Origin of the sequence: Delftia sp. WSY_16 (genome assembly GCF_043104415.1) — a bacterium.
In the GTDB taxonomy this organism is placed as follows: domain Bacteria; phylum Pseudomonadota; class Gammaproteobacteria; order Burkholderiales; family Burkholderiaceae_C; genus Comamonas; species Comamonas tsuruhatensis.
This window is the reverse complement of the sequence record NZ_JBICKS010000018.1, coordinates 166,950-193,769: the sequence shown is the minus strand read 5'-3', so window position 1 is coordinate 193,769 and position 26,820 is coordinate 166,950. Positions and strand designations below refer to the sequence as shown.

The window sequence follows — 26,820 nt, the reverse complement described above, 5'->3', positions numbered from 1 at the left end:
GGAACGAGGCCGGGCGAATCAGTTGTGACTTGACCGCATGCCACCGCCGGTGCAGGAAATTCCATAATGCCCGGCGGAGACAACACACCATGACCAGCACCACGGACCTGCACCTCACCGATCCCCAAGCCTTTCTGCTCGACCTCTACCGCGCTGCGGTCAAGGATGCGCAGCCCCTGTACAGCATGGCCCAATGCCTGCCAAAGCCTCCCAAGGGCCGCACCCTGGTGCTGGGCGCGGGCAAGGCCGGCGGCTCCATGGCCCAGGCGCTGGAGGCGCTGTGGCCGGCGGACGCGCCGCTGTCCGGCCTCGTGGTCACACGCTACGGCCACATCCCGCCGCGCCCCGAAGGGCTGGCGCAGCGCATCGAGGTGGTCGAGGCCGCCCACCCCGTGCCCGATGCGGCAGGCCTGGACGCCGCCGAACGCATCCTCGCGCTGACCGAAGGGCTGACCGAGGACGACCTCGTGCTGTGCCTGATCTCGGGCGGCGGCTCGGCCCTGCTGACCCTGCCGGCCGAAGGCATCGACCTGGAGGAAAAGCAGCGCATCAACCGCGCCCTGCTGGAAAGCGGCGCCGCCATCGGCGAGATGAACTGCGTGCGCAAGCACCTGTCGCGCATCAAGGGCGGGCGCCTGGGCGCGGCCTGCGCGCCCGCGCGCGTGGTCACGCTGACCATCAGCGACGTGCCGGGCGACGACCCCTCCATCATCGCCAGCGGCCCCACCGTGCCCGATGCCAGCAGCTGCGCCGACGCGCTGGCCATCCTCGCGCGCTACCGCATCGACGTGCCCGAATCCGTGCGCCGCGCGCTGGAGGCAGGCGAGCTGGAAACCCCCAAGCCCGGCGACGCGCGCTTCGACGGCCACGAGGTCCACATGATCGCCACGCCCCAGCACTCGCTGGAGGCGGCCGCACGCGTGGCCGAGGCCGCAGGCCTGCGCGCCCATGTGCTGTCCGACGAGATCGAGGGCGAATCGCGCGAAGTCGCCAAGGTCCACGCCGCCCTGGCGCGCGCCGTGTCCCGCCACGGCCAGCCGTTTGCAAAGCCCTGCGTGATCCTGTCCGGCGGCGAGACCACGGTCACCATCCGGCAGCGCCCGGCCGGCACGCCCAAGGGACGCGGCGGCCGCGCGGGCGAGTTCTGCATGGGCCTGGCCCAGGCCCTGCAGGGGCAGGAGAAGGTCTGGGCGCTGGCGGCCGATACCGATGGCATCGATGGCGTGGAAGACAACGCGGGAGCGCGCGTGTCGCCGGATACCCTGGCGCGGGCCCAGGCCCAGGGCATGCGGATTGCCGAGTACCTGGACCGCAATGATGCGTATGGGTTCTTTGATGCGCTGGGGGATCTGGTGGTGACCGGGCCCACGCATACCAACGTGAATGACTTCCGGGCGATTCTGGTTCTCTAGGTTTTTGTCCCTGCCGGGTGGTTGTTTTTCGAGGCCGGGACGTGCGCCCGGCCACTTGTTTCAGGCCCGCTTGCTTCAGGCGCTCACGCCCCGCGCGGCAGCGTCTCCCACCATTCGGCATCGAACCGCCCCTGCAGGAAGGCGATGAAGGACTGCACCTTCTGCGGCACAAGGCGCGGCGAGGGGTAGACGGCGTGGATTTCCTGCTCGGGCAGGCGGCAGGTCTTGAGGACTTCGACCACGCGGCCGGCCTGCAGCGAGTCGTGGGCCACGTAGCGGGGCAGGGCGGCGATGCCCATGTGCGAGCGTGAGGCCGCCAGCAGGGCCGAGAGGTTGTTGGAGCGCAGGCGGCCGGTGACGGGCACGGACACGGGCTCGCCGCTGGCGTTGCGCAGGCGCCAGAGGTCGTTGCCCTGCACGCTGCTGTAGATCAGCGTGGCGTGCTCCTTGAGGTCCGAGGGGCGGCGCGGCGTGCCGCGCTTGCGCAGGTAGGCGGGCGAGGCCACCAGCACCCAGGGGTTCACGCCCAGGGTGCGTGCGCCCAGGCTGGAGTCGGCCAGCTTGCCCAGGCGCAGGGCCACGTCGATGCCGTTGGCCACCAGGTCGGTGTAGCGGTCCTCGAAGCTCAGGTCGATCTGCACCTGGGGGTTGTGCGTCATGAACTCCAGCGCCAGCGGGATCAGCACGCGCCGGCCGAAGGCCACCGAGCTGCCGATGCGCAGCTGGCCCTGCACCTGGGTCTGTCGCACCTGCACCACCTTGTCCGCCTCGGCCACGTCGTTGACGATGGTCTTGCATTTCTCGTAGTACAGCGCGCCCGCTTCGGTCAGGCTCACGCCACGCGTGTTGCGGTTGAGCAGGCGCACCTTCAGGCGCGTCTCCATGGCCGCGACCTGCTTGGTCACCGTGGGCTGGGTGGTGGCGAACTCGTGCGCGACCTTGGTGAAGCTGCCGGTCTCCACCACGCGCACGAACATGTGCATGGCATCGAGTCTGTCCATGGTGCTGTCTCCTTTTTCATTGATAGTTATTCCTGCACGGAATAAATTTTATGGTCTGTGCAGGCGTTCCGCCAACAGGCCCGTCTGCCTAGAGTTGTCTCCAGTTTGAAGGAGACCTCCATGGCGAAAATGAAAGCAATCGAAGCCGCAGTCCGCGTGCTGGAAAAAGAAGGCGTCACCGTCGCATTCGGCGTTCCCGGTGCCGCCATCAACCCGCTGTACGCAGCGCTCAAGGACCATGGCGGCATAGGCCATATCCTGGCGCGCCACGTCGAAGGCGCAAGCCACATGGCCGAGGGCTACACCCGCGCCGTGGCCGGCAACATCGGCGTGTGCATCGGCACCAGCGGCCCGGCCGGCACGGACATGATCACGGGCCTGTACTCGGCCAGCGCGGATTCGATTCCGATCCTGTGCATCACGGGCCAGGCGCCGCGCTCGCGTCTGCACAAGGAAGATTTCCAGGCCGTGGACATTGCCTCCATCGCCAAGACCGTGACCAAGTGGGCCACCACGGTGCTGGAGCCGGCCCAGGTGCCGCGCGCCTTCCAGCAGGCCTTCCACCTGATGCGCTCGGGCCGCCCCGGCCCCGTGCTGATCGACCTGCCCATCGACGTGCAGCTGGCCGAGATCGAGTTCGACATCGATACCTACGAGCCCCTGCCTGTCTACAAGCCTGCCGCCACGCGCAAGCAGGTGGAAAAGGCCATCGCCATGCTCAACGAGTCCGAGCGTCCGCTGCTGGTGTCGGGCGGCGGCGTGATCAACGCCGATGCGTCCGAGCTGCTGGTGGAGTTCGCCGAGCTGCTGGACGTACCCGTGATCCCCACGCTGATGGGCTGGGGCACCATCCCTGACGACCACCGCCTGATGGCCGGCATGTGCGGCCTGCAGACCAGCCACCGCTACGGCAATGCCACCATGCTGGCCTCCGACTTCGTGCTGGGCATCGGCAACCGCTGGGCCAACCGCCACACGGGCTCGGTCGAGGTCTACACCAAGGGCCGCAAGTTCGTGCACGTGGACATCGAGCCCACGCAGATCGGCCGCGTGTTCGCGCCCGACTACGGCATCGTCTCGGATGCCGGCGCGGCGTTGCAGCTTTTCGTGGAGGTGGCGCGCGAGTGGAAGGCGGCTGGCCGCCTGAAGGACCGCAGCGGCTGGGTGGCCGAATGCCAGGCCCGCAAGAACAATGTGGAGTACCTGCGCAAGACCAATTTCGACAACGTGCCCATGAAGCCGCAGCGTGTCTACCAGTGCATGAACCGCAGCCTGGACAAGGACACCTGCTACGTCTCCACCATCGGCCTGTCTCAGATTGCCGGCGCGCAGTTCCTGCATGTCTACAAGCCGCGCAACTGGATCAACTGCGGCCAGGCCGGCCCGCTGGGCTGGACCGTGCCGGCCGCCCTGGGTGTGCGCGTGGCCGACCCGGCCCGCAAGATCGTGGCGCTGTCGGGCGACTATGACTTCCAGTTCATGATCGAGGAGCTGGCCGTGGGGGCGCAGTTCAAGCTGCCCTACATCCATGTGCTGGTCAACAACAGCTACCTGGGCCTGATCCGCCAGGCGCAGCGCGCCTTCTCCATCGACTACTGCGTGCAGCTGGCCTTCGACAACATCAATGTCGACGACAAGGAAGAGTCCAAGGGCTACGGCGTGGACCACGTCAAGGTGGTCGAGGGCCTGGGCTGCAAGGCGATCCGCGTGCACCGTCCCGAGGACTTCGCGCCCGCCATGCAGCAGGCCGAGGCCTGGATGGCCGAGCACCGCACGCCGGTCGTCGTCGAGGTCATCCTGGAGCGCGTGACCAACATCTCCATGGGTGCCGAGATCGACAACGTGATCGAGTTCGAGGACCTGGCCGCAGCGCCTGCCGACGTGCCCAGCGCGCTTGCACTGCTGGATTGACCGGCCCGCCACGGCACATCGCACGGCATTGCACTGCACTGCTTTTTCTATCGGCGGGGCACCCTGCGTGCCCTGCCGCTCCCAACCCACCAAACGACAACCGGAGACTTCTGACATGCCCCGTTTTGCTGCCAACCTCAGCATGCTGTTCACCGAGGTGCCCTTCCTCGACCGTTTCGAGCGCGCGGCGCGCGCCGGCTTCGAGGCCGTGGAATTCCTGTTTCCCTACGCCCATACGGTCCAGGAGATCAAGGAGCGCGTCGACGCCCACGGCCTGCAGATCGTGCTGCACAACCTGCCTGCCGGCGACTGGGATGCGGGCGAGCGCGGCATTGCCTGCCACCCCGACCGCGTGGACGAGTTCCGCGCCGGCGTGGCCAAGGCCGTGACCTATGGCCATGCGCTGGGCGTGCCCCAGCTCAACTGCCTGGCCGGCAAGGCGCCTGCCGGTGCCGATGCCGCGCTGCTGCGCCGCACCTTCGTGGACAACCTGCGCTTTGCCGCATCGGCGCTGAGCGCGGCCAATCTGCGCCTGCTGATCGAGCCCATCAACCCCTTCGACATTCCCGGCTTCTATCTGAACCGCACGGACGAGGCCCTGTCCATCCTCGACGAGGTGGGCGCGCCCAATGCCTTCGTGCAGTACGACATCTACCACGCGCAGCGCACCGAGGGCGAACTGGCGGCCACGCTGCAAAAGCACCTGGCGCGCATCGGCCACGTGCAGCTGGCCGACAACCCGGGCCGCAACGAGCCGGGCACGGGCGAGATCAACTACCCCTTCCTCTTCGCGCACCTGGACCGCATCGGCTACCAGGGCTGGGTGGGCTGCGAGTACAAACCTGCGCGCGATACCGAATCGGGCCTGGGCTGGCTGGACGCCCACACCAGCGTGCGCACGGCAGTCGCCGCCTGAGCGCCGCCGGAGTTTTTTCTCAGCTTTTCAAAAACGACAAGGAGTACACAGCATGAATGCATCCTCTCTCAAGCTCGGTTTCGTGGGCCTGGGCATCATGGGCGCGCCCATGGCAGGCCACCTTCTGGCGGCTGGCCACCAGCTCTTCGTGAACACCCTGGGCAAGATCCCGGCGCAGATCGCCGAGAGCAGCGCCACCCAGTGCACCACCGCGCGCGGCGTGGCCGAGCGGGCCGACATCATCTTCCTGATGCTGCCCGACACGCCCGATGTCGAGAAGGTGCTGTTCGGCGAGGACGGCGTGGCCGCCGGCCTCAAGGGCAGCAGCGGCAAGGTGGTGGTGGACATGAGCTCCATCTCGCCCGTGGCCACCAAGGACTTCGCTCGCCGCATCGAGGCCATCGGCGCCCAGTACCTGGATGCGCCGGTCTCCGGCGGCGAGGTGGGCGCCAAGAACGCCACGCTGTCCATCATGGTCGGCGGCCCCGAGGACGTGTTCGCGCGCGTCAAGCCGCTGTTCGAGCGCATGGGCAAGAACATCACCCTGGTGGGCGGCAATGGCGACGGCCAGACCGCCAAGGTGGCCAACCAGATCATCGTGGCGCTGAACATCGAGGCGGTGGCAGAGGCCCTGCTGTTCGCATCGCGCGCCGGCGCCGACCCGGCCCGCGTGCGCGAGGCGCTGCTGGGCGGCTTTGCCTCGTCCAAGATCCTGGAAGTGCATGCCGAGCGCATGATCAAGCGCACGTTCGACCCGGGCTTCCGCATCTCGCTGCACCAGAAGGACCTGAACCTGGCCCTGAGCAGCGCGCGCCAGCTCGGTGTGTCCCTGCCCAACACCGCCCAGGCCCAGGAGCTGTTCAACAGCTGCGTGGCCCACGGCGGCGCGAACTGGGACCACTCGGGCATGGTGCGTGCGCTGGAGATCCAGGCCAACTTCGAGGTCGGCCAGAAGGTCCCGGCCTGATGCCGCGCAACTGACAACGCGATTGGTGGGAGGGCGGCCTTGCGCCGCCCTGTTGTGAAAAGCCGCGCTCGGCAACGGGCGCGGCTTTTTCTTGCTTCAATAGCCCAGTGTCTGCCCGTCGGGGTTGCGCGGGTCGGAGGCGCCGTAGAGCATGCCGTCGCGCAGCTGGATGGTCTGCGTGCGGCCCATGGATGCCTTCACGGCAACGTTGTGGCCGCGCGACTTGAGCAGGGCCACGGTGTCGGGGCTGATGCCCTTTTCCACGCGCAGCTCGTCGGGCGTCCACTGGTGGTGAAAGCGCGGCGTGGCGGCGGCCTCGGCCGGGTTCATGCCGAAGTCGATGGTATTGACCACGGTCTGCAGCACGGTGGTGATGATGCGCGCGCCGCCGGGGCTGCCGGTGACCAGCACGGGCTTGCCGTCCTTGAGCACCATGGTGGGCGTCATGGACGACAGCGGGCGTTTGCCTGCGGCCACCGCATTGGCATCGCCGCCGACCAGGCCGTAGGCGTTGGCCACGCCGGGCTTGGCAGAGAAGTCGTCCATCTCGTTGTTGAGCAGGATGCCCGTGCCCTTGGCCACGATGCCGCTGCCGAAGTTGGTGTTCAGCGTATAGGTCACGGCCACGGCGTTGCCCATCCTGTCCACCACGGAGTAGTGCGTGGTCTGGTCGCTCTCATAGGGCTGGGGCTTGCCGGGCTTGATGTCCTTGCCGGCGCGCGCCTGGTAGGGGTCGATGCCGGCGGCCAGCGCCTCGGCGTAGCGCTTGGACGTCAGGCCCTTGAGCGGCACGGTCACGAAGTCCGGGTCGCCCAGGTATTCGGCCCGGTCGGCATAGGCCAGCTTCATGCCTTCGGCCATGTAGTGGATGCTCTGTGCGCTGTTGGCGCCCCACTGGTTCATGGGCCAGCGTTCCATCATGTTGAGGATCTGGATCAGGTGGGCGCCGCCGGAGGACGGGGGTGGCATGGTCACGATCTCATATCCGCGATAGGTGCCGCGCACGGGCTCGCGCTCGACCACCTTGTAGTTCTTGAGATCCTGCAGCGACAGGGCGCCCGCATGCGGCGCCATCTCGGCCGCGAGCTTGCGGGCAATGGCGCCTTCGTAGAACACCTTGGAGCCCTGCTGCCCGATCAGGCGCAGCGACTGCGCCAGGTCCTTTTGCACCAGGCGGTCGCCGCGCTTGAGGGGTTCGCCGTTGCGCCAGAAGATGGCCTGGGTGGCGGGCCACTGGCCCATGTTCTTCTTTTCCTGCTCCAGGATCTTGGCCAGGGTCTCGCTGACCGTAAAGCCCTTGTCGGCCAGCTTCACGGATGGCGCAATCACCGTGGACAGCGGCAGAGAGCCCCATTTCTTCAATGCATGCTCCATGCCGGCCACGGTGCCGGGCACGCCCACGGCGTAGTGGGTGTACAGCGACTTGCCGTCGATGACCTTGCCGTCCGCGCCCACGTACATGTCCCGCGTAGCCTTGGAGGGTGCGACCTCGCGGAAGTCCAGCGCAATGTTCTTGCCGCTCTTGGCGTCGTGCACGATCATGAAACCGCCGCCGCCGATGTTGCCGGCATTGGGCAGGGCCACCGCCAGCGCAAAGCCCATGGCCACGGCGGCATCCACCGCATTGCCGCCCGACTTCAGGATCTGCAGGCCGATGCGCGAGGCCAGCTCCTGCTCGCTGGACACCATGCCGTTCCTGGCCACGACGGGATGGAATACATCCATGTCGAAGTCATAGGCCGCACTGGCCGCCTGGGCCGCATTGCTTTGCGTGATGGGCGCTGCCGCCGGTGCAGGTGCTGCGGCCACCGGCGCTGGCGGCGCCGAGGCCGCGGGCGGCTGTGTGCTGCTGCAGGCGGCCAGGCTGGCAATGGCCAGCGCCAGGCTGGTTGCCAGCAAGGGGGAGCGAAATGGCATCGGTATCTCCTTGGCAGATGAAACAGTGGAACCGTTGAAATGAGCGAAAGTCCTTTGCCGCCCGGTATGCGATGGCCGCAGGGCCTGCAGCCGGGGCGGCGGCGGACCACAGTGTAGAAGCATGGCGTTGCAGGCCTGCCCACGGGCCGCTACCGACGCCGAAAGTGCGGGTATCTGCCTAGGCTCGAGCTGCATGGCGCACTTCAAGGGCGTACAAAAACTGTATACACTTTGCGAATGCACGAGGGGGCCGCGAGTGCTGTCGCGCGCCGCGCTTCGTGCATCGACCAACCAATGACAACCGGGCGGGCCAGCTCCCGCTTCACAGGAGATTTCCATGGGCCTGAGCACCCACGTCCTCGACACCATGAATGGCTGCCCCGCAGCCGGCATGGCTGTCGCGCTGTATTCCACCGATGGCGACCAGGCCACGCTGATCAAGAGCCTGGTGCTCAACCACGACGGCCGCACCGATGCGCCGCTGTTCGACAACAACAGCCTCAGGACCGGCACCTACCGGCTGACCTTCGACGTGGCGGCCTACTTCAAGGCCCGTGGCGTGCAACTGCCCGAGCCCAACTTCCTCAACAAGGTGAGCCTGGACTTCGGCGTGGCCCATGCCGACCAGCATTACCATGTGCCCCTGCTGGTCAGCCCCTGGAGCTATTCGACGTACCGGGGCTCCTGAGCCCTGGACTGCAGGCGCAGGCTGTCGGGGGATGGCCTGGAGTGAAACCTGAAATGACGAACGGCCCGCATTGCGGGCCGTTGCTTTTGCATCTCCAGCAAGCGTGCGGCCTACTTGCCCTTGGAATGCCCCATGGCCACGACCAGGGCCGAGATGAAGAAGAAGGCCTGCAGCTCCAGCGCCCAGCCTCCCGAGCTGTGCAGCTGCATCACCTGGCCCGTGTGCACCAGCGCGAAGGCCACGATCATGTTGACCGCAATCACCAGCGCCGCGGGCACCACCCACAGGCCCACCAGCAGCAGCAGCGGCGCCACCACCTCACCCAGATACACCGCATAGGCCAGCCAGCCCGGCGCGCCCGCGGACTCCACCATGCGCTCGATGCTGCCTATGCCGTAGCGGATCTTGGCCCAGCCATGAAAAAGCAGCAGGACCGCAAGCGTGACGCGCAACAGCACCATGGCTGCCTGGGGATGGTGAAAGTGGCTCCAGAACTTCATGAACTCCCTCGATGTGGATGGGCCCGGTGGGCCGGGTGTTGCTGTGGGTGCATTCTGGCATCAGCGGGCTTTCGGTGTCGGCTGTGGCGGCCCGGAACGGGATTTTCAGACATTTCCTGCGGGCCTGTAGTCCTATGGCGCAACTTGTGACATGTCTCATCACAAGTACCGCAAAGCGGCCTAGCATCGTCCCCAGCCTGTCTCCGAAGCGGTTTGCGAGCACTGGTAGGGGTGCCCGGGACCGGGAGGCAAGGTGATCAATCCAATGAACCGATGGGGTCTCCCCAAAACGTCCAATCAAGAAAGGCAGGTTTTCCCATGCGTCAGTTTTCTTTGCGTACCGTCGTGATGGCCACTGCACTGGCGGCCGGCAGCGTGGCCATGGTCGGCTGCACCACCACCAAGCCGGAAACCCAGTCCGCGCCGCGTGCTGATTCCACCACCGTCAATGCGCGCGCCAACGCTGCGCTGGAGCGGCTGTACCAGACGGCGCCGGGCTCCAAGGAAATGGTGGCCCGCTCCAAGGGCGTGCTGATCTTCCCCTCGGTGATCGGCGGCAGTTTCGTCATCGGTGTGGAGCATGGCCGCGGCGTGCTGCGCGTCGGCGGCCAGAACAAGGGCTTCTACAGCACCACGGGCGCCTCGGTGGGCTGGCAGGCAGGCGGCCAGTCCAAGGCTGTGATCTATGTGTTCAACACCCAGGAAGCGCTGGACAAGTTCCTGGCCAGCGACGGCTGGTCCGTGGGCGCCGATGCCACGGTGGCCGCAGGCAAGGTGGGCGCCAATGGCAGCGTGGACACCACGACCGCCCAGGGCCCCGTCACCAGCTACGTGCTGACCAACGCGGGCCTGGAAGCCGGCGTGTCGCTGCAGGGCTCGAAGATCACCAAGGTGGTCGAATGATCCCGGCCCTGAGGGGCCTTTGAACGAAACCGGCCTGCGGGCCGGTTTTCTTTTGTGCGGGCGGATCAGGCGCCGCCGGTTGCGCCGTCTTCACTGGCGGATTGCGGCGCAGCGGGCGCGAGCACGGCCTGCTCTATGCGTTCCAGGCGCTTTTCGATGCGCTCCACGGCTTCGGCGCTCATCTTGATGTCGTAGATGCTCACGGGCTCTTCGCATTCCAGCGAAGGGTCCGTCGAGGCCGACAGGCGGCCCAGCAGGGGGGCCTCGAACGTGGTCTGCAGCCGGGCCACGACTTCGGCGTTCATGGAACGGCCGGTGCGCTTGGCTGCCTCCTCGACGAGGTCCTTGAGTTCCTGCGGCAGGCGCAGCTTGTACTGAGGATCGGTCTGTTTCATCGCCGGCAATCATGGACCGGAAAGGTATTGACTGCAAGGGACCTGATAGGTATTGTTGCTTTGGGACCAGCACGGTCCCGCGCAAGGGATGCCATGAAGACAGTGAAGCAATCGGGCCACAGCCATCAGGAACCCTCACCGCAGCACCAGGAGGTGCTGGCGGTGGATGCGTTGTGCCATATGGGAGCGGCCCTGGGCGTGCTGGAGCTGCATGCCGAACGCGCCGGCTCGGCCATGGTGTGTGCCGCGCGTGATTTGCTGCGTGGCTACCACGCCAGCGCCGACCAAGCGGTGGCCGGCCTGCAGGCCGGCGGCCGCTCGGCAGGCGTGCTGCCGCAGCTGTCGCAGGACCTGGGCTATGCCATCGAGGTCATCGATCGCGTGAACGATGACGCACCGGACGACCTGGTGCTCTATGCCGTGACCTGCTTGCTCAGAAGCGCCCGAAGCTTCGCCGACGGCCAGCCGTGCGCAGCGGCCTGAGGCTCAGAGCTGGCCCTCGGTCAGCGTGTCGAGCTGGAAGCGGCCGGACTTGTCCCAGAGCCAGGTATCGGTATAGGTGATGCGGGCGGCGCCGGCAGGAGCGGGGAAGGGCGCGGCGGCGCGCACCAGGCGCTCGATCTCGCTCACCACCTCGGGGGCATGGCCGGGCGCGCGCATCCAGTGCAGGCGCTGGACCTGGCCGTTGCGGTCGATCTGGACCTGGAGCACGCCGATCGCGTAGAGCATGGGCGGCAACTGGCCCTTGTAGATGCGATCGGCATTGCGCGCGTACAGATGGTTGGCGGCCACCTTGCGGTACTGCAGCTGTGCGCTGGAGCTGACGTCGTCGGGGCGCGGGCCGGGGCCGGGCGGGGACTTGCAGGCCGTGACCAGGGAGGCAATGGCGGCCATCAGGCCGGCCCACAGCCAGGGGCGGCCGGAACGTGGCTTTTGCACGGAACTGTGCTGCGTGGAATCAGGGGAATCGGGCATGATTGCGAGCGTATCCTGAAACACTGCGGCACCGGCAGTCGGAGCGCAAAACTCAAGTGCCGCAGCGGACAATCCCGCAACAAATTCCAACGAAGCCCGCAGGCGCCACGACGGGCTGTCAGGTGCGCCCATGTGGAGTGACACGTTCAACAAAGTCGAGCAGGGCCTTGCGCAGGGGCCGCTGTGCTGGGTCGAAGTGATGGACTCGCGAGGCTCCGTGCCGCGCGAGCGCGGCGCCTGGATGGCGGTGTTCGCCGACCGCGTGGCCGGCACCATCGGCGGCGGGCACCTGGAGTTCGATGCCATCGACAGGGCCCGCAGCCTGCTGCGCGGCTGGGCAATGCTTGGCGAGCAGGGTAGCCAGGGCGGCCAGGTCGCCACCGAGCACCAGCACCGCTATCCGCTGGGCCCCAGCCTGGGCCAGTGCTGCGGCGGCGTGGTGATGCTGAGGTTCGTGCTGGTGCCCCAGGGCCGCATGGACATGCTGCGCGAGCGGCTGCAGCCGCCGCGCGACTGCGTGGCCCTGTTCGGTGCAGGCCACGTCGGCCATGCGCTGGTGCGCCTGCTGTGCAATCTTCCCTACCGCGTGATGTGGGTGGACAGCCGCGATTCGGTCTTCCCCGAGGAGGAGCACGAACTCGTGCAGTGCGAGTATTCAGACCCCGTGCAATCGGCCGTGGCCGATCTGCCTGCAGGCTCCCAGGTGCTGATCATGAGCTTCAGCCATGCCGAGGACCTGGAGGTGGTCGCCCAGTGCCTGAGCCGCCAGCGCCAGCACGGCGACCTGCCCTATGTGGGCCTGATCGGCAGCGCCACCAAATGGGCCACCTTCCGGCGCCGCCTGCGCGAGCGCGGCTTCAGCGATGCCGAGCTGGACCATGTGACATGCCCCATCGGCGTGCCCGGCATCAAGGGCAAGGAGCCCGAGGTGATCGCGGTGGCCGTGGCGGCGCAGCTTCTGCAGCGGCGCAGCGCCGCGCCTACGCGGAATCAGGGAAATCTCTAGTGAATTGATGCTGCGCAAGCCGATGGGCTGGCGAAAAATTGCATACACTTTGTGTCTACGAAATGGTCGCAGCGGTGCACCGGCGGTATATCTACCGGGTGCGCGGCCTTTTTCTTCTGCTCAGAGCGCCCGCAGTGGTGAGCAGGTTGAACACCGGCGGCCCCCACGCTGCCAAGGTTGAGAGCTATGGAAAGCTACATTCTCGACTGGGCCAACCTGCTGTTGCGGTGGCTCCACGTCATTACGGCCATCGCCTGGGTCGGTTCCTCCTTCTATTTCGTCTTCCTCGACAGCAGCCTGACGCCGCCCGTCGATGACGATCTCAAGAAGCAGGGCGTCAGCGGCGAACTCTGGGCCGTGCACGGCGGTGGGTTCTACCACCCCGTCAAGTTCAATGTCTCCCCGCCCAAGCTGCCGGACCACCTGCACTGGTTCTACTGGGAAAGCTACACCACCTGGCTCAGCGGCTTTGCGCTGCTGACGGTGTCGTACCTGTGGAACGCCAAGATCTACCTCGTCAATCCGGCCGATCCCAACGCCATGGGCTCGGCTGCGGCCATTGCCTCGGCCCTGGCCTTCCTGGTCGTGTTCTGGCTGCTGTACGACGGCATCTGCCGCGTCTTCGGCCAAAAGAAGAACGGCGACGCCACGGTGGGCGCCATGGTGCTGGTGCTGGTGTGCATCGCGGCCTTCCTGGCCTGCCATATCTTCCCGGGCCAGGCCGCCTTCCTGCTGATGGGCGCCATGCTGGCGACCTCGATGAGCGCCAACGTGTTCTTCTGGATCATCCCCGGCCAGCGCACGGTGGTGAAGGCCCTGAAGGAAGGCCAGCCCGTGGATCCCATCCACGGCAAGCGCGGCAAGCAGCGCAGCGTGCACAACACGTACTTCACGCTGCCGGTGCTGTTCGCCATGCTGTCCAACCACTACGGCTGGCTGTACAGCCATGAGCTGAACTGGCTGGTGCTGATCCTGATGATGTTCGCAGGCGCCGCCATCCGCCAGTTCTTCGTGATGCGCCACGGCTTCAAGCTGGGCCGCAATGCCCATCCCTGGCCCTACGCCCTGGTTGGCGTGCTGGTGCTGGTCGGCACGGCCGTCTGGCTCAAGCCCGCGCCGGCGCCTGCCGCAGCGCCTGCGCCGGCTCCCGCCGCCGTGCAGTCGCCTGCCGCAACGACCGAGCCCGCAGCAGCGGCTCCCGGTGGTGACACGGCAGCGCCGGCTGCGCCTGCAGCCCCTGCGTCCCCGGCTGCCGCCGCTCCTGCCGACGGCGCCGTCGGCTATGCCCAGCTCGCGCCCTTCTTGCAGCAGCATTGCGTGGTCTGCCACGGTGCCGCCCTGCAGCAAAAGAATGTGCGCCTGGACTCGCCCGAGCAGGTCAAGGCCCATGCCCAGCAGATCTACCAGCAGGTGGTGCAGCTGCGCAAGATGCCCTTCGGCAATCCGGGCGCCCTGAGCGATGACGAGCGCGGCATGGTCAAGCGCTGGTACGAATCGGGTGCATCGGTGAACTGATCATCCTGCCGCGCCCATGCGCTGCCAGCCACCCGCCCGCAGTCTCGCAAGAGCCTGCGGGCTTTCTGTTTCAGGCAGGCCAGGCCGCTGCGGCGCCGTGCAGGGCCGGGCGCCGCGCTTCATCGCGCGGCGTGTGCAGCGCGATGGCGCCGCGCCCCGGCAGGCTTTGCGCCTTGGCCTGCTGCTTGGCCAGGGCCGCGAGGTTGGCGATGTCCTCGGGTGCCAGCAGGCTGCCCGGCGCGACGCGCACCACGCCGATGGACAGCGTGGTGCAGGCAAAGAATCGCCGGATGCCGTGGCGGTCCTCGGCCCAGATGCCGCCGGCCTCGCGCGCCTGGTCGTCGAACAGCTGGCGTGCCTCGCCTGCGAAGGCGCCGACGATGCCCTCGCAGCGCCGCTGCCAGTCCTCGCTTTGCAGCAGCAGCATGAAGTCGTCCCCGCCCACATGGCCCACGAAGTCGCGCCGCGCATCGCAGTGCGCCACGGCCAGCCGCGCCACCAGGCGGATCATCTGGTCGCCGCGCCAGTAGCCGTAGTGGTCGTTGAAGGGCTTGAAGTGGTTGAGGTCGGCGTAGCAGGCCACGAAGCCGGCGCCGCTGTCCAGCAGTCGCTGCATGTGCAGGCTGATGGGGATGTTGCCGGGCAGGAAGGTCAGCGGGTTGGCGTGGCGCGCGGCCTCGATGCGGGCCTCGGTCACGCGGCGCACCAGCTGCTCGCCCGTGCCCAGGCCCACATAGCGGCCGTTGTCGGTGACGATGAAGCCGTCGCTCAGGTAGCGCTGGTCCTGCGAGGTCAGGATACCCACGAGCTGGTCCACATCGCAATCGAGCTCCACGATGCGCGGCTGCACGTTGGCAAAGGCCAGGCAGGGCTTGCGCCCGTGCACTTCGCGGAAGTACAGCGTGGCGTAGTGGTTCATGAACTGCTGGCGGTTGATGAGCGCCAGCGGCCGGCCGGCCTCCACGACGGCAATGGCATGCAGCTGCTGGCCGGCCTGGAACAGCTCGGCCACCTCGTCGTTGCTGGCCGTGGGCACCACGCAGGGCGCCTGCATCACCATCAGATTGCGCAGCACCCCCGGGCGCGCGCTGTGTCCCTGGTGGGGCAGCACGGCCACGCGCGGGTCCTGGGCCACGCTGCGCGCCTGCGTGCTGATCTGGGGCTGGGCGGTTTCGGCAGGGCGGCCCAGCAGCCAGCCCTGGCCATACGGAATGCCCAGGTCGCGCAGGGTGCGCAGCTCATCCTCGGTCTCTATGCCTTCGGCGATCAGCGTGGTGCCGAAGACCTCGGCAATGCCCTTGATGGCCTGCAGCAGCTGCAGCGTGGCCGGGCGCTGCTCGATCTGGTGGATGAAGTATTTGTCGATCTTGACGAAGTCGGGCTTGGCCTCGGACCACAGGCGCAGGCTGGAGCGGCCGTCGCCAAAGTCATCCAGCGCCAGGCGCGCGCCCGTGGCATGCACGGCCTTCACGGCGGCGCAGACGGCGGGCATGTCGGTCACATGGTCGTGTTCGGTGATCTCCACCACCAGGGAGCGGGCCTGCACGCCGAAGCTGCGCACCGTGTCCCCGACCATGCCGGGGCCGCAGACCCCCACGGCCTGCACCAGCGCCTGGGCGCTGAGGTTGACGAAAAGCCGGCCCGGCGCACTCTGCCGGCCCCAGTCCTGCAGCGCCACGCAGACCGCCAGCAGCTCGAATTCCCGAAGAATGCCCTCGGCCGCAGCGCCCTTGAGCAGGGCATCGGGCGTGTGCAGCGGCGTTCCATGGGGGCCGCGGATCAGCGCCTCATGCGCATAGATGCTGCCGCTGCGCAGATCGGCCAGCGGCTGGAAGACGCAGTACAGGCCGCCCGCGCGCATGAGCTGTGCCACGGGGCCTGCGCCGGACCGCACGGCGGCGGAGAGCACGGCCGCGGCAGCGGGCAGGCTGGCGAGCATCTGGGGATCGATCATGGGCTCAACTTTTCAGTCGGATACATTACGTTTCACTGGTGACATTCTTGTGACAAGTATGCCGCCTGCGGACCGGTGTGCTGGCGGCGGATTGACATGGCTCAAAACGCGGCGGGAGCAAAGCCGGCAAAGTTGCATGCATGTTCGCCCTGTCTTCCTTGCAAGCTTTCGCCTTCGCGCCGGGTTCCGCCCAGGTGTTGGCCGCGGGTACCTGGCTCAGGCTGCGTCGGCAGTCGCCGGATACGGTGATGTATCTGGAGCGCGGTCGTGTGCTCCTGGGCATAGGCCAGGGTGGGCAGATGCGCCACCAGCTCGGTGTCGTGGAGGGGCCTGCCTGGCTGGATGCGGCCTTTGTGCTGCAGCGGCGCGGCAGCAGCCTGGACATGCTGGCCGACAGCGATGTCCGCGTGCAGCAACTTCCCCAGACCGACTTCCTGAAGGCCGTCTCGCAGCTGCCGTCGCCCGCCCAGCAACTGCTGCAGGACATGGCCCAGGCCTACTGCGCGCAGACCGAGCTGGCGGTGAGCCGCCTGTCCAAGGACGCCGAGGCGCGCTGCGCCCAGTGGCTGCTGCGCCATGCCATGCCGCACGAGGCTGGCGGCCTGCGCGTGACGCTGCACCTGCGCAAGCGGCTGATCGCCGCCCAGCTCGGCATTGCGCCCGAGACCTTCTCGCGCGTGCTGCGCCAGTTGCGTGAGCACGGGCTCATCGCGGGCAGGGGCAATGTCATCGATCTGCCCAAGCCGGCGGCCCTCGAAGTGCTCGCAGTAGGCTGATTCCCACGCCGCTGACGGGTGCCGGCCTGCAAGCGCCGGGCCTTGTGGGGCGGGGTATCCACTGGTTCGCGGGTTCCACCCAGTGGGACGGCTTTCGGGCCTGCATATATTGATGGCGTCATGTCACTGGACGCCCGCCGATCTCCCTTTTTCCAGGCACTGCTGGCATCCCAGGATGCTCCGCAGGTGCCGGACTCGCCCTCGTGGCCGCGCGCGTCCACAGGCTGGGGCGCCATGCGCTGCACGGTGCTGGCGCTGGCCGCCGCGGCCGTGCTTGTGGTGGGCCTGGGCAGTGCCTGGTGGGTATCGCACAGCATGCGCCAGCAGACGCTGGAGCGCGCCATGGCCCGGCAGGCCGACGAGGTCGATACCGTGGCGCGCATGCTGGCCTCGCGGCTGGAGCAGCAGCAGCGCCTGCTGTGGGTGCTGGCCCAGGGCATGGCCGACCAGGGCGGCGACCCCAGCCGCCTGATGGGCGAGATGCTGCGCGGAGACGCATCCGTGCGGCTGTTCGACACATTGCAGCTGGCCGATGCGCGTGGGCAACTGCAATTGAGCCTGCGCGGCGGCCGCTCCGAACCCCTGGTCGATCTGGACGAAGGCGTGCGCGACGTGATGCGGCGCAGCCTGGCCGATGGCAAGCCCGTGGTCTCCACCATGGTCCGCAAGGGGGCCGATCCCGCAATGATGGAGTTGCTGTACGCCGTGCCGCTGCGCGCCGGCAACGGCACGGTCAGCGGCGTGCTTTCGGCGGGCGTGCGCATGTCCGGCCAGGCGCTGCTGCCGCCCGGCATCGACCCTTCGCGCTCCGCAGGGCGGCTGCTGGTCATGCAGCGCGACGGGCAGATCCTGGCCCACTCCGATCCCGCGCGCTGGACGGCGCGCGCCGAGGCCGAGCCCGGCCTGGGCGCGGACTGGTTGCAGGACCCTTCCGCCGGCGGCCTGCAGGTGGGCCCCGATACCCAGCGTCGCGCCGGCTACCTGGTGACGACGGCCGGCATGCCGCTGCCGCAGTGGCTGGTGGTCAGGATCACCCCCGAGGAAGCCATTGCGCCCAGCCTGGCGCCGCGCGTGCTCTGGTGGCTGCTGGCAGCCGTCGCGGGGGTCACAGCGCTGCTGGTGCTGCTGCTGATCCTGGTCACCGAACCCATGGCCGCCTTGCATCGCAGTGCACGCCAATGGCTGGCGAGCCAGGGGCGGCTGATGGCCGAAGAGCCCGATCCCGCGCCGGAGCCTGCGCCAGGCCATGCCGAGGAAGGCGGCTGGCGCATGCCCTGGACCCATGCCTGGGGAGAGGCCTCCACGCTGTGGCAGGCCCTGCACCGCCTGGGCCAGATGGGCCAGGACCAGGCCCACGAGGTCGGCCGGCTGCAACTGCAGCTGCAAACGCTGATGGACTACGCGCCCGTGGGCCTGGTGGTCACGCACGCGGCGCATCTGGAGCTGGTGGGCCTGCAGGCCGCACGCATGCTCGGCTACCCGCCGCGCGAGCTGCAGGGGCAGGCGATACGCCAGCTGTGCGCCTCCGACGCGGCGCACATCCAATTGCTGGAGCGCGTGCGCAAGGACCTGGACATGTACGGCCAGTTCGACAGCGAGCAGTGCTTTGTCCGCAAGGACGGCCGCCCCATCTGGGTGCGCCTGCACGGCCAGAGCCTGCAGCGCCTGCAGCGCGGCCTGGAGCCACGCGCCGTGGTGCCGGCCGATCCCACCCTGGTCTGGGTGGTCGAGGACGTGACCATGCAGCGTCTGGTGCGCGAGCAGCCGGGCTGGAAGGCCATGCACGATCCGCTGACCCTGCTGCCCAACCGCGAGGCCTTTGCCATGCGCCTGCATGAATGGCTGCAGGAATGCAGCGCCGCCCAGCGCCTGCCCGCCGAGGCGCTGCAGGAAGAGGTCTCCTCCTCGCAAGCCGACGCCGAGGTTGCTGCCGTGGCCACGGCCGCGGTCGAAGTCGCCATTTCTCCCATGCCGCACCATGGCGTGATCCTGTTCCTGGACCTGGACCACTTCGCCCACGTCAACCAGCAGGGAGGCCATGCGGCCGGCGACGAGGTGCTGTGCCACATGGCCCGGCTGATCGACAGCGTGGTGCGGCCCTTGGGCTGGGTGGCGCGCCTGGGCGGCGACGAGTTCGCCGTGCTGCTGGCCGGCGTCCCGGCCGAGCAGGGCATGCTGCTGGCGCAGAGCCTGTGCATGGCCGTGCAGGACTGGGAAGGCGCGCACGAGGGCCAGCGCTACCTGATGGGCGCCAGCGTCGGCATGGTGGTGCTCGATGCCCGCCAGCACACGGTCAGCAGCGCGCTGCGCTCGGCCGACATGGCCTGCTATGCGGCCAAGCGCAAGGGCCGCAACCGCGTCGAGGTGCTGGAGGCCGCATGAGTGAGGGAATGGGTGGTGGCCTGGGTGGCCGCGCCGCCGCGCCAGGCCTGGCCGGCCTTGGCCCGCATATTGCATGCCTTGCACACACAAGTGTTTAACCGTCCCATCCTTGGTGGTTGTATCTAGCCGGAGCGCTCCGTGGCTGGGTTACGCTGCGGGCTCCCCATGACCTGCGGCGCGTCCCCGGCGCGACCGCTCTTTTTTTCGCTGATTGCTTCGCTACATGCGCGACCAGGCCCTGTTCGACAAGATTGATCTGCACCTGATACGGGTGCTGCACACGGTGCTGACCGAGCGCAGCGTCTCGCGTGCCGCATTGCGCCTGGGCATGCACCAGCCGGCGGTGTCCGCCGCGCTCAAGCGCCTGCGCGACCTGGCCGGCGATTCGCTGCTGGTGCGCTCGGGCGCGCACATGCAGCCCACCGAGGCCGGGCTGCGCATGGTGCAGCCGGCGGCCGACATCCTGCGCGCGGCCGAAGGCCTGTTCAGCGATGCGCGCCATTTCGATCCCCGCACCTCCACGCGCACCTTCCGCATCGCCGCCAGCGACTACCTGGACCCGCTGTTCCTGCCGCGCCTGGTGGCCCATCTCAAGACCGAGGCGCCCGGCTGCCCCGTGGACATCCTGGCCCTCAACGGCGACGCGCACTACGAGGTGCAACTGGCCCAGGGCGATGTGGACGTGGTGATCGGCAACTGGCCCGAGCCGCCGCAGGGCCTGCACATGGCCAGCCTGTTCGAGGACGAGGTGGTCTGCCTGGTCAGCCCCCAGCATCCGGCCGTGCGACGCGGCTGGGACGTGGCCCAGTGGCTGGAGGCCGAGCACATCGCGCCCACGCCCACCTACCCGGGCGCGCGCGGCGTGATCGACGACCAGCTCTCCCGCATGGGCCTGCAGCGCCAGGTGGCGGCGCGCTGCGCGCATTTCAGCCTGATTCCCGACATCGTGGCCACCAGCCTGCTGGTGCTGACCACGGGGCGGCTGTTCTGCGAGCGCTTCAGCCAGCGCCTGCCCCTGGTGATCCTGCCCTGCCCGGTGGAGTTTGCGCCGCTGGTGTACTACCAGCTGTGGCATGCCCGCACGCACATGGGCGCGTCCACGCGCTGGCTGCGCGATGCCGTGCGGCAGGTGGCGCTGATGTCCCGTGCCCGCTAGGCGACGGCGACAGGAACCGCCTTTTGGGTGAACAAAGTGATGGCCGATATGAGGGCCGCCGAGGCGGTTTCAAGGACTTGTGTTCCAGTTTGTTGCAGAAATTGAAAGACAATCCCAGCCATGAATCCCCCCGATACAGTCCCCCTGCCAGCAGCAGCGCCGCCGCGGCTTCAGCTGACAGGCATCACCAAGCGCTATCCGGCGGTGGTGGCCAACAACGGCATCTCGCTGACCGTGGGCGCCGGCGAAGTGCATGCCATCCTGGGCGAGAACGGCGCCGGCAAGTCCACGCTGATGAAGATCATCTACGGCGCCGTCAAGCCTGACGAGGGCCGCATCGAGGTCGATGGCAAGCCGGTCCACATCCGCAACCCGCAGGAGGCGCGCCAGCTGGGCATCGCCATGGTGTTCCAGCATTTCAGCCTGTTCGACACGCTGTCCGTGGCCGAGAACGTCTGGCTGGGCCTGGACAAGAGCCTGCCGCTGGCCGAGGTGGTGCAGCGCATCGAGTCCACGGCGCATGACTACGGGCTGGAGGTCGATCCTCACCGCCCCGTGCACACGCTGAGCGTGGGCGAGATGCAGCGCGTGGAAATCATCCGCGCCCTGCTCACACACCCGCGCGTGCTCATTCTTGACGAGCCCACCTCGGTGCTCACGCCGCAGGCGGTGGAAAAGCTCTTCGTCGTGCTGCGCCGCCTGGCGTCCGAGGGCTGCTCCATCCTCTACATCAGCCACAAGCTGCACGAGATCCGCTCGCTGTGCACGGCCTGTACCGTGCTGCGCGGCGGGCAGGTGACGGGCGTGTGCAATCCGGCCGTGGAGAGCAATGCCTCGCTGTCGCGGCTGATGATCGGCTCGGAGCCGCCCGAGCTCACGCACCGCGAATCCCAGGTCGGCGCCAGCGTGCTGCGCGTGCAGGGCCTGGCGCTGCCGCGCTCGGAGCCCTTCGGCGTGGACCTGCAGGGCATACACCTCGATGTGCGCGCGGGCGAAGTCGTGGGCATCGCCGGTGTCTCGGGCAACGGCCAGAAGGAATTGCTGTATGCGCTGTCCGGCGAGGACACGCGCGCGGCGCCCGACATGGTGCAGATTGCCGGCCGGGAGGCGGGGCGCCTGGGCCCCGGCCGGCGCCGTGCGCTGGGCCTGCACTTCGTGCCGGAGGAGCGTCTTGGCCGCGGCGCCGTGCCCAGCATGGGCCTGGCGCACAACCTGCTGCTCACGCGCAAGACCGCGCTGGGCAAAGGCGGCTGGATCCGCATGGGCCAGCTGCAGGAGCAGGCGCGCGCCATCATTGCGCGCTTCAACGTCAAGGCCGGCGGCCCCAACGCGGCGGCGCAGTCGCTGTCGGGCGGCAACCTGCAGAAATTCATCGTGGGCCGCGAGATCGATGCCAGGCCCAAGCTGCTCATCATCTCCCAGCCTACCTGGGGGGTGGACGTGGGGGCGGCCGCGCAGATACGCGGCGCCATCCTGCAATTGCGCGACGAGGGCTGCGCCGTGCTGGTGCTCAGCGAGGAGTTGGACGAATTGTTCGAGATATGTGACCGCCTGCATGTGGTGGCCAAGGGCCGGCTGTCGCCCTCCGTGGCGCGGGCCGATGCCACCGTGCAGCAGATCGGCGAGTGGATGAGCGGCCTGTGGGACGGTGCTGCCGCCCCGAACGCCGCCCCGAGTGCCACCAAGGGAGGTGCCCATGTTCAAGCTTGAGCAACGCCCCCAGGCCTCGAAGCTGTGGACCTACGGTTCGCCCGTGCTGGCGCTGGCCATCACGGTGCTGATCGGCGTGTGCCTGTTCGTGGTGCTGGGCAAGGACCCGGTGCGCGGCCTGCAGGCCTTCTTCTGGGACCCCGTCAAGTCCACCTATGCGCTGGGCGAGCTGGCCGTCAAGGCCACGCCGCTGCTGCTGATCGCGCTGGGCCTGGCCGTGTGCTTTCGCTCCAATGTGTGGAACATCGGTGCCGAAGGCCAGTTCGTGATCGGCGCCGTGGCCGCAGGCGGCGTGGCGCTGCTGGCGGACAAGACCACGGGGCCCTGGATCGTGCCCGCCATCCTGGTGGCCGGCATGCTGGGCGGCATGGTCTGGGCCGGCATCGTGGCCCTGCTGCGCGACCGCTTCAATGCCAATGAAATCCTGGTCAGCCTGATGCTGGTCTACGTGGCCACCCTGGTGCTGGGCTTTCTGGTCTACGGGCCGTGGAAGGACCCCATGGGCTACAACTTCCCGCAGACCAAGACCTTCGAGCGCGTCACGCAGATCCCCAAGCTGATGCAGGGCATGCGCACCAATATCGGCCTGCTGCTGGCGCTGGCCGCGGCGGCCATGCTGTGGATCTTCCTGTTCCGCACCCGCGCCGGCTTTGCGCTGCAGGTCGGTGGGCTGGCTCCGGCCGCCGCACGCTACGCGGGCTTTTCCTCGCGCCGTGCGCTGTGGACGGCGCTGCTGATCTCGGGCGCCGCCGCCGGCCTGGCCGGTGCGCTGGAAGTGGCCGGCCCGCTGGGCCAGCTCACGCCCTATGTCCCGGCCGGCTACGGCTTCGCCGCCATCATCGTGGCCTTCGTCGGTCGCCTGCATCCCGTGGGCATGATCTTTTCCGCGATTCTCATGAGCATGTTCTATATCGGGGGCGAACTCGCCCAGTCGCGCCTGGGCCTGCCCAAGGCGCTGACCGGCGTGTTCCAGGGCCTGCTGCTGTTCACGCTGCTGGCCTGCGACACGCTGGTGGCCTACCGCGTGCGCTGGGTGTCCCGCACGCCCGTGGTCCCGCCCGCAGCGGCGCCTGCCGTCAAGGAGGCCCGCTGATGGAATCCTATGCACTGCTGCTGGGCTCCACGCTCAGCGCCGGCACCGTGCTGGCGCTGGCCGCGCTGGGCCTGCTGATCAATGAAAAGGCCGGCATCGTCAACCTGGGTGCCGAGGGCATGATGCTGTGCGCCGCCATCGCGGGCTTTGCCGCCGTGGTCCACACGGGCAGCACCACCGTGGGCTTTCTGGCCGGCATGGGTGCGGGCGCGCTGCTGGCCGCCATCTTCGGCGTGCTGGTGATCTGGCTGAACACCAACCAGTACGCGACGGGGCTGGCCCTGTCGCTGTTCGGCACGGGCTTCTCGGCCTTCCTGGGCCTGGGCTATGTGCAGGCACGCCTGCCCGAGCTGCCCAAGTTCGCCGTGCCCTGGCTGTCCGACCTGCCCGTGGTGGGCACGGCGCTGTTCCGCCTGCATCCGCTGGTCTATGGCGCGGTGGCCATTGCGGCGGCCCTGGTCTGGTTCCTCTACCGCACCCGGGCCGGCCTGGTGCTGCGCGCCGTGGGCGAGTCGCCCCAGTCGGCCCACGCGCTGGGCTATCCGGTGCGCCGCATCCGCCTGGCGGCCGTGGTGTTCGGCGGCGCCATGTGCGGGCTGGCCGGCGCCTACATCTCCACCGTCTACACGCCGCTGTGGGTGGAGGGCATGGTGTCGGGCCGGGGCTGGATCGCGCTGGCGCTGACCACCTTCGCCACCTGGCGCCCTGCGCGCGTGCTGCTGGGCGCCTACCTGTTCGGCGGCGTGACCATGCTGCAGTTCCATTTGCAGGCCACGGGCGTGCAGGTGGCCAGCCAACTGCTGTCCATGCTGCCGTACCTGGCGACCATCGTCGTGCTGGTGCTGATCTCGCGCAATCCGACCTGGATCCGCGCCAACATGCCGGCCTCGCTGGGCAAGCCCTTCTACCCGGGCTCCTGACGCTTTCATTGTTTCTCTCTCCCTCCAGAACCACAAAAGGACAAACGCATGCCCGCTTTGCGCGAACGCACCCTGAAACCTGGCCTCAAAAGCACGCTTGTGAAGATGATCGGCCTGTCGGCCATCTCGGTGGCGGCCCTGACCGCCTGCGGCAAGAAGGAAGAGGCCGCAGCGCCTGCTCCCGCTGCCGCGCCCGCAGCGCAGGCGCCGGCCGAGAAGCTCAAGATCGGCTTCATGTACGTCAGCCCCATCGGCGACGGCGGCTGGACCTTCCAGCATGAGCTGGGCCGCAAGGCCATCCAGGAGAAGTTCGGCGACAAGGTGGAAACCTCCTTTGTCGAAAGCGTGCCCGAGAGCGCCGATGCCGAGCGCGTGATGCGCGACATGGCCGGCCAGGGCAACAAGCTGATCTTCGCGACCAGCTTCGGCTACCAGGAGTTCGTGCAGAAGGTCGCGGCCGACCTCAAGGACGTGAAGTTCGAGCACGCCACCGGCTACAAGAATGCCGACAACGTGGCCACCTACGACACCAAGACCTTCGAGGGCGCCTACCTGGCTGGCATCGTGGCCGGCGGCATGACCAAGACCAAGACCATCGGCGTCGTGGCCTCGGTGCCTATCCCTGAAGTGGTGCGCAACATCAACAGCTTCGTGCTGGGTGCGCAAAGCGTCGATCCCTCGATCAAGGCCAAGGTGGTCTGGGTGAACGAGTGGTTCGCCCCGCCCAAGGAGTCCGAGGCCGCCACCTCGCTGATCAACGGCGGCGTGGACGTGCTCTACCAGAACACCAACTCCCCGGCCGTGCTCAAGACGGCCGAGGAACGCGGTGCGCGCGCTTTCGGCAAGGACGGCGACATGAGCGCCTTCGCGCCCAAGGCCCACCTGGGCTCGGCCGTGATCGACTGGACGCCTTACTACAGCAAGGTCACCCAGGACACGCTGGACGGCAAGTGGCAGGGCGGCTCGTTCTGGTGGGGCGTGAAGGAAGGCGCCATCGACCTCGTGAAGATCGCCGACGACGTGCCCCAGGACATCAAGGACAAGGTCGCCAAGGCACGCGACGGCTTGAAGGACGGCAGCTTCGCCGTCTGGACCGGCCCCATCAAGGACAACACCGGCAAGGAAGTGCTGACGGCAGGACAGGTCGGCGATCTGGGCTTCATGACCAGCATCAACTTCTTCGTCAACGGCGTCGAAGGCAAGGTGCCGGGCGCCAAGTGATCCGGCGGCAGTCCATGCACCAAGGGCCCTTCGGGGCCCTTTTTTCTGCCGTGATCCGCCAGACGGGTCCGCCCTATGCACCACGATTGTGCAAAGCCCCCAAAATGTGGTTTTCCCGCATGCCTGGTGGCTCTGGTGCAGCCGGCTGGCGCCATTCTTGCTTTATTCTCGGGACCCATCGCGGCGGGTCTGCGCCCCTGCGGACACCGCCTTCTTCCTGCCTGCCGCAGGACCACTTGAGGAAACTTCGATGACTGATCTTCACAAACGCTCCCTGATCAAGGTGGCAGCGCTGTCGGCCGTGGCCGCCGCCGCGCTGGCCGGCTGTGGCAAGAAGGAGGAGGCCGCGCCTGCGCCCGCTCCCGTTGCCGAGGCCCCTGCTGCCGCTGCAACCGAGCCTTTGAAGATCGCCTTCGCCTACGTGGGCCCCGTCGGTGACGGCGGCTACACCTTTGCCCACGACCAGGGCCGCCTGGCGCTGGAGAAGGAATTCGGCGACAAGATCAAGACCTCCTATGTGGAGAGCGTGCCCGAGGGCGCCGACGCCGAGCGCGTGCTGCGCGACATGGCCGCCAACGGCAACAAGCTGGTCTTCGGCACCACCTTCGGCTACATGGAGCCCATCCAGAAGATCGCTCCCGACTTCCCCGATGTGAAGTTCGAGCACGCCACCGGCTACAAGACCGCCGCCAACGTCAGCACCTACGACAGCCGCACCTACGAAGGCGCTTATCTGGCCGGCATCATCGCGGGCTCCATGACCAAGTCCAACGTGCTGGGCGTGGTCGGCTCCGTGCCGATTCCCGAAGTGCTGCGCAACATCAACAGCTTCACGCTGGGCGCGCAGTCCATGAACCCCAAGATCAAGACCAAGGTTGTCTGGGTCAACGAGTGGTTCGCCCCCCCGAAGGAAACCGAGGCTGCGACTTCGCTGATCAACGGCGGCGCCGACATCCTGTTCCAGAACACCGACTCCGCCGCCGTGCTCAAGACGGCCGAGGAAAAGGGCAAGCGCGCCTTCGGCTGGGACTCCGACATGACGGCCTACGGCCCCAAGGCCCACCTGGGCTCGGCCATCATCAACTGGACTCCCTACTACACCAAGACCGTGCGCGAGATGCTGGACGGCAAGTGGAGCAGCCAGCAGACCTGGTGGGGCGTGAAGGAAGGTGCGATCGACATCGTCTCGCTGGCCGACGACGTGCCCGCCGAGGCCAAGGCCAGGATCGAAGAGGTCAAGAAGGGTCTGAAGGACGGCACCTTCCACATCTGGAAGGGTCCGATCACAGGCCAGGACGGCAAGGAACTGCTGGCCGCCGACGCCGTGGCCGAAGACAAGTTCCTCACGGGCATCAACTTCTACGTCAAGGGCGTGGAAGGCAAGGTGCCGGGCCAGGACAGCAAGTAAGACAGACGCCATGCCACCCGGCGCAGGCCGGGTTGCCTGTTGCCGCCAGGGCCGCCTTCGGGCGGCCTTGGCGTTCATGCGCAGCACAGGTGTA

The 26,820-nt window shown here is 67.8% G+C and carries 23 protein-coding genes; 17 read left to right on the top strand and 6 right to left on the bottom strand.

From position 1 onward, the window contains the following. The first annotated feature begins 89 nt into the window (after positions 1 to 89). Positions 90 to 1,412 carry a glycerate kinase gene (locus tag ACF8O7_RS09145; protein WP_016452625.1) on the top strand — a complete coding sequence of 441 codons (1,323 nt, stop codon included), beginning with the start codon at positions 90 to 92 and terminating at the stop codon, positions 1,410 to 1,412. 83 nt (positions 1,413 to 1,495) lie between these two features. On the opposite strand, the gene ACF8O7_RS09140 is transcribed toward ACF8O7_RS09145, so the two are convergent. Next, positions 1,496 to 2,413, bottom strand: coding sequence for a LysR family transcriptional regulator (locus tag ACF8O7_RS09140; protein WP_016449783.1), 918 nt, complete (start codon positions 2,411 to 2,413; stop codon positions 1,496 to 1,498). Between the two features lie 120 nt (positions 2,414 to 2,533). Here ACF8O7_RS09140 and gcl point away from each other — a divergent pair, with 120 nt between their 5' ends. The 3 genes from gcl to glxR all read left to right on the top strand — a co-directional run bounded on the left by gcl (position 2,534) and on the right by glxR (position 6,207). After that, positions 2,534 to 4,324 (top strand): glyoxylate carboligase, encoded by a 1,791-nt coding sequence (gcl, locus tag ACF8O7_RS09135; protein ID WP_016449782.1) that lies wholly within the window; start codon positions 2,534 to 2,536, stop codon positions 4,322 to 4,324. A 115-nt stretch (positions 4,325 to 4,439) separates the two neighbouring features. Further along, positions 4,440 to 5,240, top strand: coding sequence for a hydroxypyruvate isomerase (gene hyi / locus ACF8O7_RS09130; RefSeq protein WP_016449781.1), 801 nt, complete (start codon positions 4,440 to 4,442; stop codon positions 5,238 to 5,240). A gap of 52 nt (positions 5,241 to 5,292) precedes the next feature. Next, a complete protein-coding gene (gene glxR / locus ACF8O7_RS09125) occupies positions 5,293 to 6,207 on the top strand; it encodes a 2-hydroxy-3-oxopropionate reductase (RefSeq protein WP_016449780.1) in 915 nt (304 codons plus the stop codon). A 96-nt stretch (positions 6,208 to 6,303) separates the two neighbouring features. Here the strand turns inward: glxR and ggt are convergent, their stop codons facing one another. Next, positions 6,304 to 8,124 (bottom strand): gamma-glutamyltransferase, encoded by a 1,821-nt coding sequence (gene ggt / locus ACF8O7_RS09120; RefSeq protein WP_016449779.1) that lies wholly within the window; start codon positions 8,122 to 8,124, stop codon positions 6,304 to 6,306. A 337-nt stretch (positions 8,125 to 8,461) separates the two neighbouring features. On the opposite strand from ggt, the gene uraH reads away from it, so the two are divergent. After that, positions 8,462 to 8,812: a hydroxyisourate hydrolase gene (gene uraH / locus ACF8O7_RS09115; RefSeq protein WP_012204044.1), complete on the top strand. Its 351-nt coding sequence runs from the start codon at positions 8,462 to 8,464 to the stop codon at positions 8,810 to 8,812. Positions 8,813 to 8,922: 110 nt separating this feature from the next. On the opposite strand, the gene ACF8O7_RS09110 is transcribed toward uraH, so the two are convergent. After that, the gene (locus tag ACF8O7_RS09110; RefSeq protein WP_016449777.1) at positions 8,923 to 9,312 is read right to left on the bottom strand and encodes a DoxX family protein; all 390 of its coding nucleotides are present in this window, start codon (positions 9,310 to 9,312) and stop codon (positions 8,923 to 8,925) included. A 318-nt stretch (positions 9,313 to 9,630) separates the two neighbouring features. Between ACF8O7_RS09110 and ACF8O7_RS09105 the strand changes: the two genes are divergently transcribed. Further along, positions 9,631 to 10,215: a YSC84-related protein gene (locus ACF8O7_RS09105; protein WP_016449776.1), complete on the top strand. Its 585-nt coding sequence runs from the start codon at positions 9,631 to 9,633 to the stop codon at positions 10,213 to 10,215. A gap of 65 nt (positions 10,216 to 10,280) precedes the next feature. Here ACF8O7_RS09105 and ACF8O7_RS09100 read toward each other — a convergent pair whose 3' ends face one another. Next, positions 10,281 to 10,610, bottom strand: a complete 330-nt coding sequence (locus ACF8O7_RS09100) for an Arc family DNA-binding protein (protein WP_016449775.1) — start codon at positions 10,608 to 10,610, stop codon at positions 10,281 to 10,283. Positions 10,611 to 10,703: 93 nt separating this feature from the next. Here ACF8O7_RS09100 and ACF8O7_RS09095 point away from each other — a divergent pair, with 93 nt between their 5' ends. Beyond that, entirely contained in the window at positions 10,704 to 11,093 is a 390-nt protein-coding gene (locus ACF8O7_RS09095) for a hypothetical protein (RefSeq protein ID WP_016449774.1), read from the top strand. A 3-nt stretch (positions 11,094 to 11,096) separates the two neighbouring features. Here the strand turns inward: ACF8O7_RS09095 and ACF8O7_RS09090 are convergent, their stop codons facing one another. Then, on the bottom strand, positions 11,097 to 11,585 hold the full coding sequence (locus tag ACF8O7_RS09090) for a hypothetical protein (protein ID WP_016449773.1): 489 nt from the start codon (positions 11,583 to 11,585) through the stop codon (positions 11,097 to 11,099). Between the two features lie 130 nt (positions 11,586 to 11,715). Between ACF8O7_RS09090 and xdhC the strand changes: the two genes are divergently transcribed. Both xdhC and ACF8O7_RS09080 read left to right on the top strand, forming a co-directional pair. After that, positions 11,716 to 12,591: a xanthine dehydrogenase accessory protein XdhC gene (xdhC, locus tag ACF8O7_RS09085; RefSeq protein WP_392443165.1), complete on the top strand. Its 876-nt coding sequence runs from the start codon at positions 11,716 to 11,718 to the stop codon at positions 12,589 to 12,591. Between the two features lie 186 nt (positions 12,592 to 12,777). Next, positions 12,778 to 14,106: a urate hydroxylase PuuD gene (locus ACF8O7_RS09080; protein WP_312840138.1), complete on the top strand. Its 1,329-nt coding sequence runs from the start codon at positions 12,778 to 12,780 to the stop codon at positions 14,104 to 14,106. A 70-nt stretch (positions 14,107 to 14,176) separates the two neighbouring features. Here the strand turns inward: ACF8O7_RS09080 and ACF8O7_RS09075 are convergent, their stop codons facing one another. After that, the gene (locus ACF8O7_RS09075; RefSeq protein ID WP_392443162.1) at positions 14,177 to 16,060 is read right to left on the bottom strand and encodes an EAL domain-containing protein; all 1,884 of its coding nucleotides are present in this window, start codon (positions 16,058 to 16,060) and stop codon (positions 14,177 to 14,179) included. A 140-nt stretch (positions 16,061 to 16,200) separates the two neighbouring features. Between ACF8O7_RS09075 and ACF8O7_RS09070 the strand changes: the two genes are divergently transcribed. The 8 genes from ACF8O7_RS09070 (at position 16,201) to ACF8O7_RS09035 (ending at position 26,726) form a co-directional block, all read left to right on the top strand. Further along, positions 16,201 to 16,836, top strand: a complete 636-nt coding sequence (locus ACF8O7_RS09070) for a Crp/Fnr family transcriptional regulator (protein ID WP_088166726.1) — start codon at positions 16,201 to 16,203, stop codon at positions 16,834 to 16,836. A gap of 120 nt (positions 16,837 to 16,956) precedes the next feature. After that, positions 16,957 to 19,218: a diguanylate cyclase domain-containing protein gene (locus ACF8O7_RS09065; protein ID WP_392443160.1), complete on the top strand. Its 2,262-nt coding sequence runs from the start codon at positions 16,957 to 16,959 to the stop codon at positions 19,216 to 19,218. Between the two features lie 223 nt (positions 19,219 to 19,441). After that, positions 19,442 to 20,374 (top strand): LysR family transcriptional regulator, encoded by a 933-nt coding sequence (locus tag ACF8O7_RS09060; protein WP_016449767.1) that lies wholly within the window; start codon positions 19,442 to 19,444, stop codon positions 20,372 to 20,374. Between the two features lie 120 nt (positions 20,375 to 20,494). Next, positions 20,495 to 22,084 (top strand): ABC transporter ATP-binding protein, encoded by a 1,590-nt coding sequence (locus tag ACF8O7_RS09055; protein ID WP_392443157.1) that lies wholly within the window; start codon positions 20,495 to 20,497, stop codon positions 22,082 to 22,084. Beyond that, entirely contained in the window at positions 22,071 to 23,177 is a 1,107-nt protein-coding gene (locus tag ACF8O7_RS09050; RefSeq protein ID WP_043790732.1) for an ABC transporter permease, read from the top strand. The genes ACF8O7_RS09055 and ACF8O7_RS09050 overlap by 14 nt, the downstream gene beginning before the upstream one ends. Next, on the top strand, positions 23,177 to 24,097 hold the full coding sequence (locus ACF8O7_RS09045) for an ABC transporter permease (RefSeq protein WP_016449764.1): 921 nt from the start codon (positions 23,177 to 23,179) through the stop codon (positions 24,095 to 24,097). Before ACF8O7_RS09050 ends, ACF8O7_RS09045 begins: the two co-directional genes overlap by 1 nt. Before the next feature lie 48 nt (positions 24,098 to 24,145). After that, positions 24,146 to 25,318: a BMP family ABC transporter substrate-binding protein gene (locus tag ACF8O7_RS09040; protein WP_052155404.1), complete on the top strand. Its 1,173-nt coding sequence runs from the start codon at positions 24,146 to 24,148 to the stop codon at positions 25,316 to 25,318. 250 nt (positions 25,319 to 25,568) lie between these two features. Then, entirely contained in the window at positions 25,569 to 26,726 is a 1,158-nt protein-coding gene (locus ACF8O7_RS09035; RefSeq protein WP_016449762.1) for a BMP family ABC transporter substrate-binding protein, read from the top strand. The last annotated feature ends 94 nt before the right edge of the window (positions 26,727 to 26,820 follow it).

Excerpts from the sequence above, each read along its gene's own strand:
- ACF8O7_RS09145 (WP_016452625.1), top strand. The coding sequence starts at position 90 with ATGACCAGCACCACGGACCTGCACCTCACCGATCCCCAAGCCTTTCTG.
- ACF8O7_RS09140 (WP_016449783.1), bottom strand. The coding sequence starts at position 2,413 with ATGGACAGACTCGATGCCATGCACATGTTCGTGCGCGTGGTGGAGACC.
- gcl (WP_016449782.1), top strand. The coding sequence starts at position 2,534 with ATGGCGAAAATGAAAGCAATCGAAGCCGCAGTCCGCGTGCTGGAAAAA.
- hyi (WP_016449781.1), top strand. The coding sequence starts at position 4,440 with ATGCCCCGTTTTGCTGCCAACCTCAGCATGCTGTTCACCGAGGTGCCC.
- glxR (WP_016449780.1), top strand. The coding sequence starts at position 5,293 with ATGAATGCATCCTCTCTCAAGCTCGGTTTCGTGGGCCTGGGCATCATG.
- ggt (WP_016449779.1), bottom strand. The coding sequence starts at position 8,124 with ATGCCATTTCGCTCCCCCTTGCTGGCAACCAGCCTGGCGCTGGCCATT.
- uraH (WP_012204044.1), top strand. The coding sequence starts at position 8,462 with ATGGGCCTGAGCACCCACGTCCTCGACACCATGAATGGCTGCCCCGCA.
- ACF8O7_RS09110 (WP_016449777.1), bottom strand. The coding sequence starts at position 9,312 with ATGAAGTTCTGGAGCCACTTTCACCATCCCCAGGCAGCCATGGTGCTG.
- ACF8O7_RS09105 (WP_016449776.1), top strand. The coding sequence starts at position 9,631 with ATGCGTCAGTTTTCTTTGCGTACCGTCGTGATGGCCACTGCACTGGCG.
- ACF8O7_RS09100 (WP_016449775.1), bottom strand. The coding sequence starts at position 10,610 with ATGAAACAGACCGATCCTCAGTACAAGCTGCGCCTGCCGCAGGAACTC.
- ACF8O7_RS09095 (WP_016449774.1), top strand. The coding sequence starts at position 10,704 with ATGAAGACAGTGAAGCAATCGGGCCACAGCCATCAGGAACCCTCACCG.
- ACF8O7_RS09090 (WP_016449773.1), bottom strand. The coding sequence starts at position 11,585 with ATGCCCGATTCCCCTGATTCCACGCAGCACAGTTCCGTGCAAAAGCCA.
- xdhC (WP_392443165.1), top strand. The coding sequence starts at position 11,716 with ATGTGGAGTGACACGTTCAACAAAGTCGAGCAGGGCCTTGCGCAGGGG.
- ACF8O7_RS09080 (WP_312840138.1), top strand. The coding sequence starts at position 12,778 with ATGGAAAGCTACATTCTCGACTGGGCCAACCTGCTGTTGCGGTGGCTC.
- ACF8O7_RS09075 (WP_392443162.1), bottom strand. The coding sequence starts at position 16,060 with ATGATCGATCCCCAGATGCTCGCCAGCCTGCCCGCTGCCGCGGCCGTG.
- ACF8O7_RS09070 (WP_088166726.1), top strand. The coding sequence starts at position 16,201 with ATGTTCGCCCTGTCTTCCTTGCAAGCTTTCGCCTTCGCGCCGGGTTCC.
- ACF8O7_RS09065 (WP_392443160.1), top strand. The coding sequence starts at position 16,957 with ATGTCACTGGACGCCCGCCGATCTCCCTTTTTCCAGGCACTGCTGGCA.
- ACF8O7_RS09060 (WP_016449767.1), top strand. The coding sequence starts at position 19,442 with ATGCGCGACCAGGCCCTGTTCGACAAGATTGATCTGCACCTGATACGG.
- ACF8O7_RS09055 (WP_392443157.1), top strand. The coding sequence starts at position 20,495 with ATGAATCCCCCCGATACAGTCCCCCTGCCAGCAGCAGCGCCGCCGCGG.
- ACF8O7_RS09050 (WP_043790732.1), top strand. The coding sequence starts at position 22,071 with ATGTTCAAGCTTGAGCAACGCCCCCAGGCCTCGAAGCTGTGGACCTAC.
- ACF8O7_RS09045 (WP_016449764.1), top strand. The coding sequence starts at position 23,177 with ATGGAATCCTATGCACTGCTGCTGGGCTCCACGCTCAGCGCCGGCACC.
- ACF8O7_RS09040 (WP_052155404.1), top strand. The coding sequence starts at position 24,146 with ATGCCCGCTTTGCGCGAACGCACCCTGAAACCTGGCCTCAAAAGCACG.
- ACF8O7_RS09035 (WP_016449762.1), top strand. The coding sequence starts at position 25,569 with ATGACTGATCTTCACAAACGCTCCCTGATCAAGGTGGCAGCGCTGTCG.